The organism is Nocardia sp. NPDC005746 (assembly GCF_040630785.1).
In the GTDB taxonomy this organism is placed as follows: Bacteria; Actinomycetota; Actinomycetes; order Mycobacteriales; family Mycobacteriaceae; genus Nocardia.
Genome location: NZ_JBEXYE010000004.1, coordinates 174,434 through 193,244, shown reverse-complemented (window position 1 = coordinate 193,244; position 18,811 = coordinate 174,434). Strand labels below are relative to the sequence as shown.

Below are 18,811 nucleotides of genomic sequence, written 5' to 3'. Positions count from 1 at the left end.
CCCTGGCAGCAAGGCCATTCGGGCCATCGATGTCCTTCGCGACCGCGCGACGCACGGGTCAGCCCCGCATCTCCGGGAGTTCTACTGGTACAGAAGGGAAGTGTCGGTTCCAACGACTATGCTCGCCTCCAGTTGGCTTACGGTTCTTGTTACACAAACTGGAAGGGCTAGGGCGGGGGATGTCGAAGGCTGGGTGTACGTGTCAGATACCGTAGGGGTTCTGGTCACGTTTGATGGTGCTCCGGGGATCGGCCGCATCGCTGCCGTGCGTGCCAACCGGGCGCGTGTCGACTTCTTCGAGTCCGCAACCGAACCGGTCGTCGGGTCGCGGTGGGTCGCGTTAGAGGGTCTTCGTCGCGTCCGTCTGGACAAGGAGACGCGTGTATTCGTCCCCAAGAACGATGGCGGCTGGCTCGCGGGCCGGGTAGTCGGCGGAAAGTCGCCTGCGTACCACGTCCGGTTCCCCAATCAAACAACTGACATCGAAGTGCCTGAGCACGCCCTTCGAGTACGTTGGGAACTGCCGGTCAGCGACCCTCTCCAGGTGTTGATCGGAGGGGCCAACGAGACTCCGCGATTTCGGGACGCCAGGCAGTCGGTGCGCGGCGCCCTCCTAGCAGACCGGGCGTCATCAATGTCCGCGACGGGTATCACTTCGTCCGGCGTCAAGATCCACGCGCACCAGGTAAGTGCTGCTCTGCGCATCATCAACGACCCGGTTCAGCGGTACCTGTTGGCCGACGAAGTGGGGATGGGCAAAACCATCCAAGCCGGGTTTGTAATACGCCAGTTGCTCATCGATGACCCAAGCCGTCGCATCGGTTTGATCGTCCCGTCGGCGCTGAGGGAGCAGTGGCGGGATGAACTCCTCGAGAAGTTCTATCTCGACGACTTCCCCACCTCTGATGGGCGCCTGCCATTTGCGATCCGTAGCCATGAGCAATCCGATGAATGGCAAAAATTCGCCAGCGCCGACCTGCTCGTCGTCGATGAAGCGCACCTGCTTGCCGGTGTCGAATCCTCCGACGAAGAGCCATACAACCTACTTGCAGAGGTGGCACGGGCGGTCCCGCGCATCCTACTGATCTCAGCAACGCCCTTCGGCCGACGCGCTACCACCCACCTTGCGCTTCTCCATCTTCTCGATCCGGTGCACTTTCAATGGCAGGAGCACGAACAGTTCGAACGCTTGCTAGAGTCGAGAGTTGAATTGGCGGAGACGATTACCGGGCTGGAAGACCCCGATCCAGAGGATCCTGAGGATGTCGAGTACTTCTATGATCGCCTCAAGGTATTCCTACCGCAGGATGAGTTGCTCGACGCCGCGATCACAGACTCCATGGCCACCTACTCGGCGGGCGCTGTATCTGACGAGGATGCGTTCCTGCGTTCGGTTGCCGTTGTTCGCACACATGTTGCCGAGACGTACCGCCTTCACCATCGGGTAATCCGTAACCGCCGACACGCTGTTCAGCGGCAGGCGTTGGATGATGAAGGAACGATTACGCCGTTCGAGCTCACCGGACGCGGTCGGCCGAATGTGGTTCGGCTGGACACCGCCGAGGGGGCGCTTTCGGTGGGCGTTGTGGACGAGTGGTTGCGCAGGACGTCTGACCATATTCTCGACCACGATGTGGCGTCGGCGCCGTATGCGCGTATCGCCGGGATGCTTGTTTCCAGGCTCGGTGCCGCCACCGCGGACGATATGGCCGATGTCATTGAAGCCAGGGTTTCCGGGCGCAACGCTGGGGACTTCGCGCCGAGTGAGATGGCGCTGCTGCGGAGTGTGCCACCGTTACCGTTCGAAGCGAACCTCCTCGAACGACTGCGTCTGTCGGAGACGGCCGACGGGCCGCGAACGCTGGCGATGAACCTGCTGAACAAGATCAAGCCGGGCCAACGGGTAGTTGTGTTCTGCGGCAAGGGTCGCCTCGCATCCGCCCTGTCGTCGCAGTTGAAGTCCGCGGGCCGACAATCAGTTGCCGTACTGGAGCACTTGGTCCAGGCCCCCGGCGTGGTCCGCCAACAAGCGGTGGATGTCTGGCGGACCTCGGGCGGTGTCCTGGTCGCGGACGAGAGCGGTGACGTTGGGCGCAACTTTCAACAGGCTGAGGTTGTGTTCCACGCCCGCGTGCCCTGGAATCCGAACCAACTGGAACAGCGGATCGGGCGTGTGGACCGATACGGAACCCACAGGACCGCCGACCAGTTGGTCGTATCGGATCCCGATCGAGACGGCATTCACTTTGCGTGGCTTCAGATCTTGGCGTCCGGGTTCTCCATCTTCAATGAATCAATCTCTTCGCTGCAGGACGCGGTTGAGGAGTTGGCGGACGACGTGTGGGTGAGTGTTCTAAACGAAGGTCGTGAGGCAGTGGCTGAGAAGATCACCGAGATCCCACAGCGCCTCGCCCAGGAACGTACTCGCATCAACAGACTCGATGCACTCGAGGCTAGTTATGGCGACAGCGCTAGCGAGATTCTGGCGAAACGCATCGCACAATACGATGTGCGCCACGACGCGGTCGAGAGTGCCTTCAGGCACTTGCTGACCGGTGTCGAAGGCTTTGCCTTGGCTGCACGACACAACGCCGATGGCAGCACTACATTCGAACGCGATTCACTCCAGTCTCCATTGGTCAGCCCACGCTTGCTGGAGCGGGTGAGCACGAGCCAGGAGTCGCGCACTGGGTATTTCGACCGTTGGCGAGTCAAGCCCAACCGGCGCCTGTTCCGCCGCGGGAACCCGTTCATCGACGGTGTGGAGTCCATCCTTGCAATCGATGACAGGGGCCAGGCCACGGCCCAGTGGCGACTGGATCGCGCATGGCAGTATGACCCACTTGTGTATTTCGGCTTCGAATTCCTCGTCGAAACCGACCTGGACCCGCTCCTTGCGGTCTTCCGCGACGGTACAGGCTCGATTCCAGTCGCGCGCCGCCGTGGTGATCTTGCGTTGCGCCCTCAGTACCGGAAGGTGTGGGTCGATGTCAGCACCGTGGCGCCGGTAAAGGATGCAGACACGATCAGGTATTTGAATGAGCCCTATCTCGACAAGCGGGATGCCAATCTCAATCCGGGTCGTATTGGGGCACTGCATTCTGTCTTGGGAGGACCCTCGGTTCTCGGCATTATCGCGCACCAGTGCCTCGACGTCGCCCATGGTCACCTCCGTAACGTTGCCGACCTCGCACACCTTACGGAAGAAGCAGCGAAACAGGTTGCACTGGAGACTGATTCAATCATTGCGCAGTCGAAGGCGCGACACGCCGCCGCGGGGCTGGTACCGGATGTGGACCTGTTGGCCGGCGAGGTCGAGGCAGGGCGAGCGCTGGAGAAAGGTGTCAGGACGCCGCGGATTCACCTTGCGTCGGTGTCGTGCCTTGTTCGCTCGGCGCAGAACTGGGGCGAATATGTCTAGCGACGATTTCACCAGCGTCGCGGACGCGCTTCGTTCGTGGCCGTCGGAGTACGAGGCGGCATCCACGGCTCAGATTTCGGATGCGTGCGGACGGTTTCTGGATGCTGCTGCCCAATTGGCGTCTGGCCATGCTGGCTGGCGAGATGTCGGCACACTACTGCGCCAGGTCCTCATCGGCCTGAGTGCCACGTATGGCTCCGATGCTGTGCTGCCTGTCCCGCAAGGGCCCGGATGGCCTACTGCCGAACAATGGCAGCGCGTCAACTGCCGAACCATGCCACTCTCGGACGGCGGTGTGAGGATCACCCCGCAACGGTGGATTCCTGCGAGTTGCGCATCCGACAACACGATCGCGGACCAGGCCCATGCTCAAATCAGCGTGGCGTTCCAGGATTCGATTCCAGAGTTTCCGGAGGTGCCAGCCGACCCGTTCTGGAGCAGGGCACACGGCCAAGACTTCAAAACATATCGCGGCGAGACTCAGCGTCAGGCAGCGCGTGCCGCGGTGCTGAACCACGATGAGACACTGGTCGTTTCGCTACCCACCGGTAGGGGAAAAACCGCGGTTGCGTGGTCCAAGTCGCTGATGTCCACGACCGGGGTCACTGTTGTGGTGGTCCCGACCGTTGTCCTCGCCCTCGACATGGAACGGCGGACACGGGAATTGGCTCGGGAGCGCGGAACAAGTCTCAGCCCCACTGGGCGCTTCGCGTATGTGGGAAGCATGGGTCCCGATGCCAAGTCGGCAATTCGTGGAGCAGTCCGAGATGGTTCCCAGCGACTGCTGTACACCAGCCCCGAGGCGCTGGTCACAGGCCTTGCGCCTGCGATCCTCGACTGCGCGAAGGAGGGACGTCTGCAGCAGGTCGTTGTGGACGAAGCTCACCTAGTCGATCAATGGGGAAACGACTTCCGCACTGCGTTTCAGACGATGGCGGGGCTGATCGCCGAAGTGCGGGCGTGCGCGCCCGAAAACGCATGCCCCTCGGTCACACTATTGAGTGCTACCTTCGCGCAGCGCGCGATCGATATGGTTGACCGCCTGTTCGGAGGAGACCGTCTCCCGAACCTGGTGTGGGGATCTGAACTTCGGACCGAACCGGCGTTCTTCACAGACCGCGCTCAGGACGAGGCCGCCCGCCAGGCAGCGGTGATCCGTGCGGTGGATGGACTGCCGAAGCCGCTGATCCTATACACCACAACTGTGAAGGACGCCAAGGAGTGGACAGAGCGACTGAGGAACGTGGGCTATCACCGTGTTGCGTGTATCACGGGTGACTCACCGGGTGATGAGCGAGCCAAGGTCGTGGCGTCAGTCCGTGGGGTTGACGCCGATGATAGGAGGATCGGCACCACCGTAGACATCGTGGTAGGGACCTCTGCTTTCGGCCTGGGCCTTGATATCTCGAATATCCGCACGATCGTCCACGCCTGTGTTCCCGAGACGGTGGACCGTTACTACCAAGAGGTGGGGCGAGCAGGTCGCGATGGTCGACCCACTGTTTCCTACCTGTGCGAAGCTCCCGGCGATCGGCAGCTCGCGAAGCAACTGAACATGCCGGCGCTCATCGGCGATGCCAAGGGTTGGCACCGATGGCAGGGTTTGCTGCAGAAGGCGACACACATTTCGGGCCTGCGGTATCGAGTCGATCGTTCCTTGGTCCCGGCCTACCTGTCCGAGGGTTTCGGGGAAAGCGCGAAATGGAACGTTCGCACGCTGCTGCTCATGGCACAGGCCGGGGCCATCAAGTTCCGAGTACCGCAGTGGCGACCGGATATTGACGGTGAGGATCGGGATGCGTTCTTCGAGTCTGCAGCCGACGCTGTCGAGTTCGAGTTGGCAAACGGCGAGTGCCTCAATCAAGACGGATGGACACTGGCGGCGAATCGTGTGCGTGAGGACATCCGTGCGTCCCAGCAGCAGTCGCTGGAGGCAATGTTCGAGATCCTGTCCAGTGATCGGTGTGTGGGGCGAATTCTCGCCGGCTACTACAAGGTGCGGCGTGAAGGCGGACAACTCATCACCTCCCCTACATGTCGGGGGTGCCCTGCATGCCGAAGGGATCCTGCGCGTTCACCGGGAGTATCGGTGGGTGAGTCAAGTCCACCCCTGCCGTACTCATTCGGCGCAGACCCACTCGCCGGTTGGAGAGGCGATTCCTGCTGGGCGTTCATCTGGCACACCGACACCGAACAGCCAGATAGCATTCTCACGCGGCTCGCCCAGAGCGGGCTGCAACTCTTCGCAGGCCTCACAACGACCGACGGTGATCGCCTGCAGCGCAGTGTTCCCTCGGTGCCGGTGATCGTGGACGATCCCGATTCTCACGAGCCACTCATGCTCGGATACGAGGGTCCACTCGTGGTTGTCGTGAGTGGGGGATCGGTTCCTGTCGAGATCTGGGAGCGGATTGACATGAGGCTCGTCACCTACATCGTGGGTCCACGCACCCTCGCGAACCCGAACAAGCCTGGATGGAGCCTGGCGGATACCGCCTCGAGCGTTCGTGCATCGACCTTATTGACGGAGTTGTGAATGGAAGTCCTGAACCCGAGTCCTGCCCTCGTACTACCACAGACTATGTGGCTGTGCTACTCGGCGGCGGCCCGTAACAGCGGCGTGGCCGAGGAACAGTTGGTCCGCTTGGTGGTTCCTGACAACATGCTGGGCACCGTCCCGCAGGAGGGTGCTCACGCCAAGAGAGCGATCAGTGCCCTCAGAGAGTTGCGTCTCGTCGACATCGACAGCGAGGGCATGATCAGCGCTGAGCCAACCGATGTTGCAGGGTTCTTGAGGCGGCTTAGGCGGTCTGTGGTTGCGCCTCCCACTGATGCTTCTACTGTCAGTGCACCCGATCTTCGATCTGGGCTGATCTGGCTCATGCGGCAGAGTCCATTCACCGCGCTCCACTGGAAAACTGGCGTCCAGACCCAGATGCCAGCAGGGTTGTTTGTCAATGACACTCGCTGGAACGGATTCCGCTTTTGGAGTGGAGCTTTGGGCTTTGCGCGCCCGGCGCTGAAGGTCCTCGTCCCCAGTTCCAACGGATCGGCTAACCACATCACAGCGGACCCGACAGAAGCCATCCTCGATGTCTTGTTGAGTCCAGGGGCGGCATCGCACTTCCCCAGCGGGGAGCAGGTACCAGTCGAGACCTTCATGAACGCCCTGCGCAATGAACTGCCGATCCTCCCGGGACATCCGTCGGCTGTTTACGACGGTATGGACACCGACGCGTCGAGCGAGTGGGCTGCCGTGGGATTGGCTCTCAACTGCGCTGAAGCACGGGGCGTGCTGAAGATGGGCTACCAATCGGACCCAACAGGGGTGGCAGCACTCCCGAGCAACGAGGGATCCGGCCGTCCTCGTTATGTCTCATGGATCGAGGTGCTGAAATGACCACACTCCCAGCCAATTTTGCGTGCTGGACAGCGGAAACTGTCGCCGCGACAATTTCCACAGAGGCGGCAACTCCCTCGGATGAGGTCCTGTTGGCCACTCACTCGCCGCTGAGCATCCGGCGCGAAGGTTCGCGCGCAGGCACCAGAGTTGACAGTGTGACCGAACGTGAGGTGCTCGACGAGTTCCTCGGGTCGACCCCCAATGCCGGCGTCGTGATCGCTCCGGTCCTTGGTGAATCCGGCACTGGAAAGTCGCACCTTGTCCGGTGGGTCTACGCCACGATGCCGAAGGAGGAGGAGAAACGCCACATCATCTATCTGCCCAAGACGCAGACCAGTCTCCGGGATGTCGTCGAGAAACTCCTGAACGATCAGGAAGGCCCCGTCTTCGACGAGATCCGCGGACAAGTGGGGTTCGGCGCCTCGATCACTGTCGACGAAATGGAACGCAGGATCCTCAACGAACTTGCCGAGGCCTTGCGTTCCCGAGAGCCGCAGGGCCCACTCGATAAGAAACTGGTCGGCGACAACGGGTTAGGCCTGCTGTTTCACGATCCTCTGTTCCGTGAACACCTGCTTCGACCCGGTTCGTTTATCAACCGACGCGCCCTCCATGCTCTCAACGGGCGTGATCCCGACGAGCCAGATGTGCCCCTCGAGTTCACCGTCGACGAACTGCCCTTGGACATCGAGGATTCGGAGAGTCTGGCTGATGCTGCCGCTGCCACTCGACGGCTGTTCAGAACGCTGGCAGTCCGTTCCGACCTGCAAGTGGAGGCTATCCGCATCCTCAATGAGGTTCTCGATGTCGCCGTCATGAAGGCGGCGAACATTGGAGTCGGAAATATCAATCGCGCGTTTATGAAACTCCGCGAGGAGTTGGTCGGACATGAAATCGTCCTTTTGATCGAGGATGTGGCACTGATCCAGGGCGTTCGGCGCGATCTGTTGGACGCCATCATCGAGACCAGCATCGTGCAAGGCAGGGAAAAGTACGCCACTGTCCGCGCCCTCCTCGCGGTGACGCCGGCATATTACAATGAGAAGCTTCCCGAGACGTTCCGAACACGCGTGGAGGCGAGTTCTCCGCGGTATGTCGTGGATATCGAGCTTGCGGCCAATAGTGCCGAGAACTCACAGTTGGTCGACTTCGTCAGTCGATATCTTAACGCGGCGCGGGTCGGTAAGGGCGAGTTGGAGTCATCAATGCGTGCGACTTCCACGCAGATTCCTCCCAACGCATGTGATAAGTGTCCATTCAAGGATGCGTGTCATGAGGCATTCGGAACATCCGATTCCGGCTATGGTCTTTACCCTTACAATCGATCGGCCGTCGAACGCGCCGTGCGTGCATGCGCGGATGTTGACCGAAGCGGTGAGCATGCACTTTTCAATCCACGACGCGTCCTTGCCAGGGCCGTGCGCGACGTTCTGGAAACGGCCGAGGGCTTGTTGCAGAAGGGGGAGTTCCCTCCAGGAAACCTTCTCGCTGACGAGTCAAGGAACGCCAAGTTGCAGGGACTCACTGTCGATGTGACGGCGGAACTGCAGGAACAGTACTCGCCTGACACCGCTCGGCGGTTGCAGACGTTCCTTCTCTTCTGGGGGGCGAATGGGACTCGTCGTCCGGTGGATACGATACTTGCGACCTTTGGGATCGACCAGCTTCCACATGCCTTGTTTCTGGAGTCTGGAACGCAAACTCAGCAGTCGACTTCCGCGGGCAAGTCGCTGCAGGAACCCCCAAGCAACCCTGCTGGTGAGGCGAAGAGTCGGTTGAGCGGCCCGGGCACGCTTAGCCCATCACTCCAGCGGCGACTCGATCAGATCGATGCATGGGCCACCCGTGGCGAGCGTTTGGAGCAGGACATCGCCGGCCTCGCTCGGAGCAGCATTCATGATGCGATTCTTAGTCGTATGCAATGGATTTCCCCTGCGATCAAATCACCCGATATGGAGGCGTTGGCAAAGGCGCTACCGAATAACGCCCGCAGCGTGTCGATCGAGGGGGCTAAGGAATCGCTCAGTTCCAGCGTTGAACCGGTCATTCGAGTTAGCCGAACGGCGCGAAATGCTCAGATGCTTAGAGGGCTGGTGTTACTTGATGCCAAACGGCCGGATCTGTCGGGCGATGCACTCGCACGGCTGGATGCTCTTGTGGTCGACGCGATTCCGGTGGTGCGTGACCGGATCCTCGAGACACTCGAGTACGACGAGGGCAAGTTGGTTGCTGCGGCTCGTTCTCTGATCGAAGGCGCTCATGTGTGTGGCCACTTCACTTCGATACAGACGAACGCCGAGTTGGTCCGCGCACTCCTATGGAGGGGAACACCAATCCGCCTGGACGAGGACTCCCGTAACCCGCAGTGCAATGCCGAGTACAGGAAGTACATCGAAGAACGTCAGAAGTCGGTCGACAAGTTCGTCGCCGGTGCGGGTACCGCGCAGGGGTCGGGTGGTGTCCACGCACTCGATTACGAACGGCTCATGAAGATAGTCAAGAGGGTGCGCGCCGGCTTGGGAGATCCGGTAGATCAGAAACAATTACCCGGTTGGTGTACTGCAGCGCACAAACAACTCACCAAGTTGATCCAACTCGCCCCACTGCAGGTGAGCGAGTGGACAATGTTGATCGGTCGACTCCGCGGGTTGCTTCCACCTGGTGAGTCGTACGTGGAGACGGTCGACGCTGTCAGCCGAGCTGCCGAGGAAGCATCAGGGCAGGGTTTGGTACCGGTCCAGAATTTGTCCGCCCTTGCAGCTACGAATGCTGGCGCTCGGGGCTTCAACGACCGTGTCATCGCGCGAGTCGAGAAGGCCCTCACCAACTCCGAGGGGCGGTCCGGCTACGACCTGGCCTGTGTCGTCGGTTCCGAAGTTGGTAGCGATCTCACGAAGATCGTTGATTTCCTTGAAGACTCGGCTAAGTGGATCGAACTAGGGATTCGGAACGGTGAGGTCGATCAAGGCGCAGCCATCGATATCGATGTCGCAATCGATGAGCAGGTCGTGCGGTGGCTCACGATGGCCGGAGAGGGCGGCACCGATGTCTGACGATCACCTGGGTACAAGTCTTCTGACCCGGTCAAGGCGTTTGACCGCCTTGGCAAGGCAGCGGCGAGAAGGCGCGGAGAAAATCCAGGATGTTACAAGGACGAACACGGCTCTCAAGGAACTCGACAAGGAACTGACTGCCCTGGACGCGTCGCTGAAGCTACACGCATTCTTGGTCGGGAAGTCGATCGCGGACGAGGTAGAACTAGATCTCGGCAAGGCGCCACGCGACCTGCGAAACCACATCGACCAGGTTGGAAGGCCCAGCCCACAATTCCTGAATGCACGTAGGAAAGACGCGCAGAAGGCGCGCGAAGCGCTCGATGCGAGTGCGGCGAGGTCGTGGGCAGACTGGTCGCAGGCGGAGTTCGGTGGGCTGCCACTCGCACGCATCGCACTTTTGGGTGCGTGGCGGATGTCGGTCGAGACGGCCGTGCGGGAGATGAGGCAGGCTGCGGGCAAACCGCCAACGATCGCCGGCGTCGAGACATTTCTGTCGAAGTACGCGTCCGTCAAGGCGCGCTTCGACGAACTCGGCCCCACCGCAGAGTTGGACGAGGTTCTGGCGAAGCTCCCCTGCCCACTCAGTGACCTGTCGGATGAGGACATCGCACTCCTGCGTTCCCATGACGTCGACTCACAGATCTCCTTGAGGATGGGATGACGCACGTCAACGAGCACCGTTTGGGAGAGCTTCTCAGCCGCCTCGAGGACCTGGAACTCCCACTGCTGTCGTGGGGAGTTGTTGACGGATTCCTCAGCGCTGACGATGTGACCTCGACGATCGACGATCAACGCGGTGCAGCATTCGCCGTTGGTGAGTTCGGTGTGCCGTCCACCGATGAGTATCTCGACCTGCTGATCGAGCGGAACCTGCTCTTCCGCCTCCCCATCGGGGAGGAGCGCTACAGAACGAGGTTCGCCGAGCAACTCCGATTACTCCGTCTGCTCCGGCAACTGTGGCCACCATCAGACCCTGCCGCTAACGGGTGGTGGCGACGGTACGTGACCCTGGTCGCCGACTACAGGCTATGGGTGGGCCCGCGTCGGTACCCGTGCCGCGACATCGCTGCCGAAGCGGTCCGCGATGACCTGCGCACGCTGCCCGATTGGTCACCGACCCATGAGGAGATCTTGGACCGTGTGGTGGGAGGCTCGTCGCTGGCGCGATTCCAGTTGCGGTCTGCGCGTGCCGTTCTCACGGGGATTGCCGCCGGTGTGCCTACCGCGCAGATCATCACAGCCGGCACAGGTTCTGGAAAAACGCTGGCGTTCTACCTACCTGCCGTTCTCGACATCGCAGCCACTGCGTCGGCACGTCGCCGCGGGCCGCACACGTTGGCGCTGTACCCACGGATCGAACTCCTCCGTGACCAGGCACGCGAAGCGATGCTGATGAGCGAACGCATTGGCGCCGTTGCTCAGGATGGTCGTAGGGTTCGTGTGGGGTTGCTGTACGGAGGCACACCCTACAGTCGTGACTTCGACGACTCGGACCTGCGCGGATGGACCCGCACGAATGCGGGATGGACCTCCCCGTACTTCCCGTGTCTGTCCGACGGATGCCCGGGGGGCATGGCTTGGCTCGACCGGGATCGACAGATAGGCACGGAACGCCTGACATGTTCGATCTGCGGAAGGGCCACCGAGGCCGACGCAATCGCGCTGACCCGCGAGACCATTATCAAACGTCCGCCAGACATTCTGTTCACGACCACCGAGATGCTGAGCAAACAGTCGACCTCCGGGCGCATTGCGGAAGTACTCGGATGGAAGGGGCCCAACGGAACCCGGCTCGTGCTGCTTGACGAGGTCCACACGTACTCCGGCGTCCACGGGGCGCAAGTGGCATACACGCTGCGTCGGTGGCGACACGCCAACCGACAGCGCGGCTCCGACAGTGTTGCGATGGTCGGTCTGTCGGCGACACTGCGCGACGCCAGTCAGTTCTTCTCAGACCTGACCGGTGTCGACCGCGGTGATGTCGATCTGATCGCGCCAACTGCCGACGAACTCAGCCCGGTCAGCAGGGAATACGGTGTCGTTCTGCGTGGGGATCCGCTGTCCGGAGCAGCACTCCTCTCGACCACGATTCAGGCTTTGATGCTTCTGGGGCGCATGCTGGACCGCGGACCGAGCCAGTTCGGTTCTATCGCATTCGCATTCACAGACGACCTCGACGTGGTGAATCGCCTCTACGACAACCTGCGCGACGCTGAAGGGCATTCACGGTTTGGACGAGCGCGCGGCGAGGTTCTCGGTCAACTGCGCGATCCGGGGCTTCCGCACACCGGTGGTCGCTACGAAGACGGCCAATCGTGGGATCTGGCAAGCCGCTTGGGGCGAATGGCCGCACCTCTTCGCGTGGCGCGCACATCCTCGCAAGACTCCGGCGTGGACGTGGCCGCGGATGTCGTGGTTGCGACCTCATCGCTGGAGGTGGGGTTCAATGATCCCCGTGTGGGCATGGTGGTTCAGCACAAGGCTCCGCGCGACATGGCGTCGTTCCTGCAGCGCCGTGGACGGGCGGGCCGACGCCTCGAGATGCGCCCGTTAACGGCGGTGGTTCTCTCTGATTTCGGTCGTGATCACACCGCTTACCAAGAGTACGAACGGCTCCTGAGCCCGGAGCTCGGTGTGCGAACACTGCCGGTGGGCAACCGATTCGTCATCAAGATCCAGGCCACGCATGCATTGCTCAACTGGTTAGCACGGGGAACAGGACGTGACGCGCGGGCTCTGGCGACACCGCCTCGACCGGGTCATGCCCCCGATAACTCGGCCGTCGTCGAACTCCTTCAGCAGGTGCTGGATTCAGAACAACGCCAGGATGAGGTGAAGCGCTTCATCCAGCGCGCTTTGTCGATATCGGTCGACGACGCCGAAGCAGTCATGTGGGAAGAGCCGCGGTCGATGATGCTCTCGGTCATACCCACACTGCTGAAACGACTCGCAAGTGATTGGCGGACACTGCCAGGCAGTGTCGATCCGGGGGCTATCCCGAGAACTCCGCTACCCGAATTCCTCACCTCGACGCTGTTCGACGCCCTGAACACCCCCGACGTGGTGTTGGCAATGCCGCCCGAATTCCGCACGGGAGAACCGCAAGTAATGCCTGTGCTCCAGGCACTCAGGGAGGCTGTACCAGGACGAGTCAGTCGACGCTTCGGATTCGCGCACGCGTCACACCGGACCTGGCTGCCGCTGGCAACCCAGGGCGTGGAAGTCGAATTGACAAACGTCGTGTCGAAGGGCCATGCCCTGGGTACATGGACTGCACAGTCGGGCGAGGGCTTCTTCGTCGTCCGTCCACTGGAGATCCAGTTACAGACACCACCCCGCGAGGTAGCGGATACGTCGGGGGCTCAGACCATCTGGCGGTCGTCGTTCGAGTACGAGGACGCCTCGCTCCATGAAATGGATATCCCTTCGCCCTCGCCGTGGTCCGCTTTCGTCACGAAGGTTGCCTTCGCACTCCACATCGCCGGCGGCCCATTGACGGTCCGGCGGATGTGTGTGGGGGCTCAGGGCGAGTTGGCACTTCAGAAGGGTTCGGGGATCGACCGACGGGCCCACACGACACGGTACGTACATCAGGGTGCCCCGGCCGCAATGGGATTTGAGATGGAGGTTGATGCCTTCATCGTGTCCGGTGTTGTCCCTGAAGGGGATCAATGGGTGGCGCTTGCGCAGGCACCCGAGTGGAGAACGCTCGCGTTCCGGCGGAGCGTGCTCTCGGACAGGCGACTGGACGGCATCGCGAACGTGTTCCAGCGGCGATGGCTCGTCGAGGTCTACCTCCATGCGTACGTCAACGCGGTTCTCACGAATTCCATTGAGGAAGCGGGATATTCCGGTCTTGCAAACGGAGTATGGGCGCGCGACCTCGTGGCATTCCTCGGCACTGCCTATCGGTCGGATGACACTGCGACGGTGGAGAACCAACGGGTACTGACCGATCTCGAGAGCCTGGCCGCTGACGCGGACGTGCGTGCGGTCGTGGAGGATCATTCGAAACTTCTTACCTCCACAGATATAGACGTGACGACCCAGGATCTCCATCGGCAGGTCTTCGCCGACACATTTGCCGCCGCAATCCTCGATGCCACATTCGACGCCGTGCCTGATGCCCAGGGCGGTGACCTGGTTGCTGACGTGCAGTTGGATCACGAATCAAACGAGTATCGAATACTCGTTTCAGAGACGTCCATTGGTGGCCTCGGCATCATGGAGGCCCTGCACAACGCCTATGCGCTGGATCCGCGTCGGTTCTGGGATGGGGTTGGCCGCGCAGTCGCGCCAACCGACGTCGAAGACAGCGACCGTGCATTACAGATTGCGCTGGGAGTGTTGGTGGAAGACCTATCCCCCTTTGCGCGTGCGGTCGCTGATTTCCGCGCAGCGCGAGACGCATCAGCACTGGACGGGGCACTCGACGCTATTCGGCGTGAATGGGAGGTGTTCGACGGCCCGCCCAGTCATCTGACGCTGTCGACGTTCTCGACCCGTCTCCTGCGTCCTGGTTCGAACCCGCGGATCGATGCAACCGTACATCAGTTGGTGCAAGCCTGGACCAGTATCGAAAGCCGACTCGGGGTGGAGGTCGATCCCCGCACGCTCGTCTACCACGCTGACAAGGGCACGCTTGGCATGTCGATCAGACCCCTCACGCTCGACTCCGCCTATGGCATGCTCTGGGCGAGGGGGCACGCAGCACGCAACAAGCGATTGCAGTACTGGAATCCTTATCGTGATGATCCGGTCGTCGAGCGACTCGTGATTGAACCGTTCGTCGCCGACCGGTCCGTCGTGGTGGATATCTCACAGGAGGGGTGGCAGGCCCGCTACGTCGAGGCCGTTGAACGAGATGGTGCCGTCCGATTGTGCGCGCAAGGAGTGCGGAACGACGAGTTCGCGCGAGCAATTCGCGAATGCCTCATCACCCCCATCGAACGCGCCGGCCTCCGCGTGTACGCCCGCGTCACCGCCGTCACCCGGCGCGGAACCGACTGGCTGGCACACATGGACCTCGCCGAGGAGTTGCAATGAACGTCGCCGCACAGCGCACAATTCGGACCCGGCCGCGAAACGGCCTCGCCATCGTAGATGTGCTTTCGGGCCTGTTGCTATCGGAACTCTGTTCACCGAGTTCCGAATTCTGGCTCGTCAGTGGGTGGGTGAGCGAGACTCGTGTGCTCGACAACGCAGCACACCGATTCGACGATCTGTTGGGCGTCGGCGCTCCGACTGAACTATTCCTGTCCGATGTTCTCGTCGAACTGGCCCGTCGTGGGGCGAAGGTACATGTCGCCGTTCGAGACGTCGATCACAACACCAGTTTCCTTCGTAGACTGGAGAATCGTGGTGTTCCGCTCTACACGCACTCGAGTCCGGACCTGCACGAGAAACTGCTTGTCGGTGACGACTGGGTGATGAGAGGATCCATGAACTTCACCTGGAATGGGTTGCAACGCAACGAGGAAAGCATCGACCTACAGGTCGGAGGCACGGCGGCGGCGAGGGAGCGTCTTGAGTTGCAAACGCGATGGATCGGTCCTTGCGAATGACATCATCTGACTTCGACGACGCCGTACGGCGATTCTTCTCACCTCCGAATCTGATATGGCCTGACATGAATCCGATGGCCGGGGCAGCCAGTGCGATATCCCCTTTCGTCCACGCAGCACGTGGTAGGGGGGAGTGCCCGCTGGTTCTGCCGCGTCGCGAGCGTAGCGATAATGCCGCAACGGTTTACGTCGTGTGCTGGGACCACGCCCATGCAGGGCGGATTCGGCCACTGCTGCACGCGGCCTTTGCTTCCTACCTTGCACCCTTCGACGGCAGGGTGAAGCACCTCCAAAGGTCCGACGGCCCCGAAAGTGCCGTCCACGATCTGGTGGGACAAGGAACCACTTTCGTGCTACGCCCTGATCCCACAACCGAAAGCGACCTTGTCAGCGGTCTACACCGATTCGTACGTACCCTCGCAGGACGCCCGAGACGGCAGGCTTCGCTTCCACGGCCCGCGGGCCGAATCCTTCGGGAGTTCGACCTGGCTCTTGCTACGGGCGCGATCGCGCAGTCGAGAATTCTGCTCGAGGAAATCGAACGGGTCGGCGGCATCTCCCACGAGAATCTGGCATTCCTGCAACTGCAACGACTCGGCCGATTAGGACGCGACGCGGAACTCCTGGCGCACGGCTCACTGCCTACCGTCGTCCATACCGAACCTCCGACGGCGGTTCGCGAGGCAATTCTCGGAGCCTGGGCCCGAGTCAACCTCTACGTCAACGCTGAGATAGATACCCAGCATGCACTAGAGCGCCTTCACACAGATCCACTCGATGTCGCCATGCTCGTGGGTGACTTTCTGACACGATCGCAAGCCATGGATGCGGTAATCCTCGGTGCGGTCGTCGCAGAGGCGCGTGGTGATCACGAGCTGGCGCTCCTTCTGCTCAAAAACGATTCGCTCGATGAGCACGCGCGAACTGTGCTCGTGTCGGATCTAAGTTTGGTAGCTCGGTCCGAGGCGGTTCACGAGGAGACCGTGCCTGCCGAGGCTATCCAGGAAGCGTTGATCGCTGCCGAACAACTGTCAGTCGATGTCGAAGACCGGACACCGGGTTCGTGGATTGGGTGGCTGGATAGCCTCGACCGCGTATCGACACCCTACGACATCATGGAACTTGTGGAGTCTTGGACTCCAGCGTCGGAGCACGATCAAGAGATCGCACACCGCATCGATTCGTTGCCGGACATCGCGACTGATTCGCTGTTGGCAGGAGTCGCAGCTTTCCTTGAGACGTCCACCCTGGGCGTGCCGGCACCGGATACCGCACATGCGTTCATACGTCGTTATCTGATTGAAGAGCGGTTCGCACCAGCAGATTTGAGCGCATTGACGTCGCTTCTCGCGATTGTCCTCAGCAGCGCCCCAAGGGCCGACGATTACGCGATGCTGCTCGACGACATGGGTGCATTCGCCGGCCGTTGGGTATCCGTGAATTCCGCGGCACAGGCGCTTGACCTGGCCGATGTCGTAACCTGCGGGCCGCGTCCGGACAACGACGCACAGGTTGCATTTGTCACCACGATCCTTGGTGCGCTGCACCACCAACGTCACCGGTTGGCAGGGTCGTTACGCTCACTCGCGGCATTGATTTCGAGTGACTTGAGCCTCGAATTCGACTGGATATCCTCTCAGTTCGAGGAGCAATTGGTTGAACATGAACTCCCAGTAGGGCTCCACGTTCTGCTGTACAGCCTAGACACGGGAACGCTGGATCGGGTTGCGACCGCGTTGTCCGCGCAGTACCCCACCTTCCAGGTGAGTAAGTCGTCCGACAAGGTCGGCAATCCTGCCCTTCGACAACACAGTCGCAATGCCGACGTCATCGCGATCGCTACACGCCGTGCCGCTCACGCGGCAACCGGGTTTATTGTCGATAATGCTGGTCGGGGCAGGATCTGCTACCCGGACGGCTCTGGATCGGCGTCGATGCTGAGGGCAGTTGAAGCAGAACTCGACGACCTCAGAATTTCAGGATGATTGTAGGCGGTCCTAACCCCCCACACACCACCACACCCGAAAAACGTTGAGTTCCTGGCAGGTCCGCCGTGAGGTGACCGGTCCACAGCATATGAAACAGCGTCGGCAGCACAGCGATCGGATCCCCCACAGCGGACAGCCCTCCGATAGCCTTCTCTCCGTGGCAAATTCCGACATCAGCCACGATGCCGACGGTTCGACCTAGTTGCGAGGATGCCGGTAACCCGAGAGCCACCGCAGATTCGCCGCGAGCGCCGCATTCACCACACCCATCCGCCGGAAACGCCATCCACCCAGTTCGCAGCCCCACTCAGTCACCGCGAACACCTCCGCGTCCGCGGCCCCGACACGGCGACGTGGCCAGGCAGCAATTGCCGAGCATGAAGGAGCGCCGAGCCGACAAGGGTATCTTCGTTCGCGCAGACGTCCTCCACGGTGTGGTCTGGGACACCTGGATGGTGGACCGCACGTCCTGCGTGGCGGACTGCCGGGTCTGGGCAGGATCCGGCGGCATTGAACATCGCCAGCACGCCCGGGCAATCCTCCGGTCGATGAGGAATGTCTCCCAACCGGACTGAATGATGGTGCGGGAGTGAAGCTTCGCGGCGCTAGGCCGGAACGCGTTCATGAGGACTTCGATTGGTCGGCGCGGCGGACTCGCATGTGGTTGGTTCTCGGTTCAGGGCCGTCGTCGTTTTCGTGGAAGCGGAAGTCGTTACTTTACCGCACCTGTCGGCGGAGGAAACCACACTCGTCGAGTTCCAAATGGAATGGTTGACCATCGGAGGCTGGAAGTCAGCCGAATATCCGCTTTGACGCAACCTGGGCGCTGGGCCAGGCTGCGGGTCGGTCGGCGCGCTCGCAATGGGTTCCACCGATCGACTGCAGGCAAGCCTATGAGTGCTGGTGTCGATCAGGTGCCGCTCGTCTGCTGTTCGGTGTGGTCGGCAGCGCCCGGTCGGATTCGACCTACCCAAATGTTCACCAAAGATTCGAGTCGATTCGGGGGTTCCGTGTGTGTACCTCCTGGGTACATAGGGCATTTCATGCGTTTCAACTCGACCCTGTAAGCGCGCAATGCCCGTAACGCTTGGCGTGACCAGCGTCTTTTTGGAGCTCGCTATCGGCGGATTTCTGGTTCGAGTCCAGATGGGAGAGCTCCGAAAGGCCCGCTACCAACTCAAGCAGGTAGCGGGGCCTTTCTGCTATCCGGCCGCATCCGGCCAAACTGGATACTTTCCGACTACGTTCAAGTCGCTACTTTCCCTCCGTGTACCGATCCAATGCTGCACGCGCGTCCGGGCCCGTCCTGCGGCGTTCGAAGTAATGCCGTTCCGTAGTCGCCAATTTCGCGTGCGACAACTGCGCCTGCGCCTCCGACG

The 18,811-nt window shown here is 61.3% G+C and carries 8 protein-coding genes; all 8 read left to right on the top strand.

The window, feature by feature from the left end:
* The first annotated feature begins 199 nt into the window (after window positions 1–199).
* Genes dpdE through dpdD form a run of 8 tightly spaced genes read left to right on the top strand, consistent with a single transcriptional unit; the run spans window position 200 to window position 17,429 of the window.
* A complete protein-coding gene (gene dpdE, locus ABZ412_RS09730) occupies window positions 200–3,421 on the top strand; it encodes a protein DpdE (protein ID WP_357278538.1) in 3,222 nt (1,073 codons plus the stop codon).
* A complete protein-coding gene (gene dpdF, locus ABZ412_RS09725; protein ID WP_357278535.1) occupies window positions 3,414–5,957 on the top strand; it encodes a protein DpdF in 2,544 nt (847 codons plus the stop codon). The genes dpdE and dpdF overlap by 8 nt, the downstream gene beginning before the upstream one ends.
* On the top strand, window positions 5,958–6,821 hold the full coding sequence (locus ABZ412_RS09720; protein ID WP_357278533.1) for a hypothetical protein: 864 nt from the start codon (window positions 5,958–5,960) through the stop codon (window positions 6,819–6,821).
* Window positions 6,800–9,877 (top strand): protein DpdH, encoded by a 3,078-nt coding sequence (gene dpdH, locus ABZ412_RS09715; RefSeq protein WP_357278530.1) that lies wholly within the window; start codon window positions 6,800–6,802, stop codon window positions 9,875–9,877. Before ABZ412_RS09720 ends, dpdH begins: the two co-directional genes overlap by 22 nt.
* Entirely contained in the window at window positions 9,870–10,541 is a 672-nt protein-coding gene (locus ABZ412_RS09710; RefSeq protein WP_357278528.1) for a hypothetical protein, read from the top strand. The genes dpdH and ABZ412_RS09710 overlap by 8 nt, the downstream gene beginning before the upstream one ends.
* The gene (gene dpdJ, locus ABZ412_RS09705) at window positions 10,538–14,926 is read left to right on the top strand and encodes a protein DpdJ (protein ID WP_357278525.1); all 4,389 of its coding nucleotides are present in this window, start codon (window positions 10,538–10,540) and stop codon (window positions 14,924–14,926) included. Before ABZ412_RS09710 ends, dpdJ begins: the two co-directional genes overlap by 4 nt.
* The gene (gene dpdK, locus ABZ412_RS09700; RefSeq protein ID WP_357278522.1) at window positions 14,923–15,444 is read left to right on the top strand and encodes a phospholipase D-like domain-containing protein DpdK; all 522 of its coding nucleotides are present in this window, start codon (window positions 14,923–14,925) and stop codon (window positions 15,442–15,444) included. Before dpdJ ends, dpdK begins: the two co-directional genes overlap by 4 nt.
* Complete coding sequence (dpdD, locus tag ABZ412_RS09695) at window positions 15,423–17,429, top strand: protein DpdD (protein ID WP_357278520.1); 2,007 nt, start codon at window positions 15,423–15,425, stop codon at window positions 17,427–17,429. Before dpdK ends, dpdD begins: the two co-directional genes overlap by 22 nt.
* The last annotated feature ends 1,382 nt before the right edge of the window (window positions 17,430–18,811 follow it).